Consider the following 2972-nt stretch of genomic DNA (forward strand, 5'->3'; position numbering starts at 1 on the left):
ATGGCATTTGCCATCGCTTCACCTCCACCGATCAGCTCATGCCAGGCTGTATCGCAGGCGAACCTCGCGATGGCGAGGTGGGGGCCTCATGCCGGTTACCCATGATCTGTTCGGGTTGATCGCGGTGACTGCCATGCGTCTGTCCGAGGCGATCGCGCTTCAGCGTAGCGACCTAATCTCGACGAGGGCCTGCTGACGATTCGACAGAGCGAGTTCGGGCAAGTCGCGCTCGTGCCCTTGCATCGGACGACCCGCGAAGCTCTACTAAGCTACCCAAACCGCGTGATGCTCATCTTGGATCGCGCTGCGGCCCGCACTTCTTGTGGCCGAGCGCGGCGCTCGATTGCTGCACCGGTATGTTCATCGTGTTTTCTGGCGCTTGTCCCGCGAGATCGGTTTACGATGCCCGGGCGATCACACCGGGCCACGTGTATCCGAGTTTCGGCATCCCTTCGCCATCTGGACGCTTCTCGACTGATGTCACAAGGGGATCCATGTCGAGCAGCAGCTTCCGGTGCTTTCCAATATCTCGGTCATGCCTGCGTGCGCGACACCTATTGGTAGCTCTCGGCCTGTCCGGAGTTGATGGAGCACACGGCGCGGCTCCTCGACCGACGGTGGGAGGCCAAGCCATGAAGCCGGGCTGCGACGTCGCCACGCAGTCGAGCGTTACATCACCCGAGCGGCTGATCCGTCAGCGCAATGCCAGGGCCAACGCGATCGCATCGTACAGGGACACGTTCCGGCTGCTGTTCACGTTTGCACAGGCGCGGCTCCGCCAGCCTCCGTCCGCCCTAGCTCTCCGCGATCTGGATGTGCCTTTCATCGCATTCCTCGCTGATCTTGAGACGAAGCGGGGCGCCAGCGTCAGGAAGCGCAACTTGCGCCTGACGGCCATTCGCTCCTTCTTCCGCCTCGCGTCGTTCGACGAGCCGGCCCACACAGCGCTCTTATCCAGCGGCTCATCGCGATGCCGAGCAAGCGACACGAAAAACGTCAGGTGCATTTCCTGATGCGGCCCGAGATTGAGGCGATCCTTGCCGTTCGAGATCGTAGGACATGGCTTTGACACGGTGATCACACTGTGCTGCTGCTCGCAGCAGAGACAGGCTTGCGCCTCTCCGACCGAGACGGCATTCATCTCGGCGCCGGCGCGCACGTGCGGTGCGTCGGCAAAGGACGAAGGGAACGATGCAGGCGCTAACCGCGCAGGCGCGGGGCGTCCTTCAGAAGTGGTCTAAGGAATCGGCGCGCCCCGGTGAGGCCGCGTTGTTCCCCAACGTGCGCGGGGCCGGATCAGCGCCGACAGCGTCCAGTCGCTCCTGGCCAAGTACGTCGGGTCGCCAGCAAGAGGTGTCGATCATTGGCATCCGAGCGAGTGTCGCCGCACGTGCTGAGGCACAGCGCTGCGATGGAGCTGCTGCAAGCGGGCGTCGATTGCGCGCTATGGTCGCCAGGATCGATCGAAATGACGCAGCCTTACCTGCATGCCCGACTCGCACTCAAGCCAGCAGCCCTCGCAAGGCTCAAACCGTACAAACGTGCCAAGCGAACCGGCTTCCGCCGAGCGATCACCTGCTCGCCTTCCTTCAGCCACTGTAAAAAGGCAGACTATGTCGAATGGAACTCGAGGGATGTCCCCTCCATCGGCCGCAAGCGCGCGCAAACGACGGCTTGCTTCCAGAACCGTTCGGCATAGTTCGGCGGCATAAACGTGCAAGATGAACCACGTCGATCAGCGAACCCGGCTCGCTGACGTGTTGGCCAAACTTCCAGATCACCCAGCCGATAGCTACGATCCGTCCGGCCGCAAGCGCGGCGAATAATTGCTTTTCGGCTTTCGAAACCGCCATTTGCGTTGTTACAGGTAGGTTTCTGGTGGATACCAGATAACGCTCGACAAATGCCAAGCGGACTGTTGTCGAATGCCGCAATAATTTTAACTCGTAACCGTCGATGCGCTCGAATCCGGTGCCGTCGCTAGTTGGCACATTCCATGATCCAGGCACCCAGTGAAACCAATTTTCACGATATTCAGAGCAGTGGTCGCGAACACTTTTGATATTCCGCCACGCAATCCAAGCGAGCGCCATTGGAGTGACCACCAAGGCATTTGTTCGGGGTCGAATTCCAATGGATCGGGCACCGTAGCAAGAGGGTGAAAACCCTGCTTTGCCGCTTCAGCCTCAGCTTCTTCCGGAGAGAGTTTTCCTCTGCGCACCCTATCGATGAGGATGTCCCGCGCATCAAGCTCCCATTTTCTCCAAATTCATCACGCGCCCCGTGACGCACCAAGGGAGCGCGGAAACCGGTGGTGCTCCCGGCTTGTCGGATGGCCGTCCTATCCGCGCGCGATAACAGTATGCGATTCGGGGCTATGACCAAGTCGCGCAAGAAATTCGATGCCGCGTTCGAGGCCGAGATTGCCCTGGAGGGACTGCGCGAGGTCTCGACGGTGCCGCAACCAGCGAAGCGGCACGGCGTCCACCCGAACCAGATCTATGGCTGGAAGAAGCAGGTCTCGACAATTTCGCGAGCGTTTTTGCGCGCGGCGCGAGCGCTCCGGGGATGGCGAGGAGGAGCATGAGCCCGAGACGGCGAAGCCTTATACCAAGATTGGTGATTTGTCGGTTGAAGGATTCATGGCGAGGAGGCCCGGGCGATGAGTGTCCCCGAACGGCGGCGAAAATTGCAGGTATGCCGCTTCGCTTGGACAACGCAAACGCGTTGCCCGCATACTCACAGCAGCGCAAAAGCAGCAACAGGACGCTACTTGATTCGAACGACAATGACAGGCGCAATCACCTTAGCTTCGACGACCATGGTCCCAGCTCCGGGTCCACTTCAGTAGCGCGTCGCGAGCCTCTGACGTCTGAAGTGGACCCCGGAAATAGGACCAAACGTTAAGGTGTGAAGCGTCCTGCTCTGTTTGAACCGACGGAGCACGGATATGACGAAATCACGCAAGAAGT

At 60.2% G+C, this 2972-nt stretch carries 3 protein-coding genes; 2 read left to right on the plus strand and 1 reads right to left on the minus strand.

The annotated features are described in order from the left end of the window. Window positions 1-632: 632 nt before the first annotated feature. Complete coding sequence (locus tag IVA81_RS40800; RefSeq protein ID WP_346659439.1) at window positions 633-1013, plus strand: hypothetical protein; 381 nt, start codon at window positions 633-635, stop codon at window positions 1011-1013. 576 nt (window positions 1014-1589) lie between these two features. Here IVA81_RS40800 and IVA81_RS40210 read toward each other — a convergent pair. Then, window positions 1590-2093 carry a hypothetical protein gene (locus tag IVA81_RS40210; protein WP_247330389.1) on the minus strand — a complete coding sequence of 168 codons (504 nt, stop codon included), beginning with the start codon at window positions 2091-2093 and terminating at the stop codon, window positions 1590-1592. Between the two features lie 284 nt (window positions 2094-2377). Here IVA81_RS40210 and IVA81_RS40215 point away from each other — a divergent pair, with 284 nt between their 5' ends. After that, window positions 2378-2587 carry a transposase gene (locus IVA81_RS40215; RefSeq protein ID WP_247330391.1) on the plus strand — a complete coding sequence of 70 codons (210 nt, stop codon included), beginning with the start codon at window positions 2378-2380 and terminating at the stop codon, window positions 2585-2587. Window positions 2588-2972: the final 385 nt, after the last annotated feature.

It is taken from the genome of Bradyrhizobium sp. 141 (assembly GCF_023074055.1).
GTDB lineage: Bacteria > Pseudomonadota > Alphaproteobacteria > Rhizobiales > Xanthobacteraceae > Bradyrhizobium.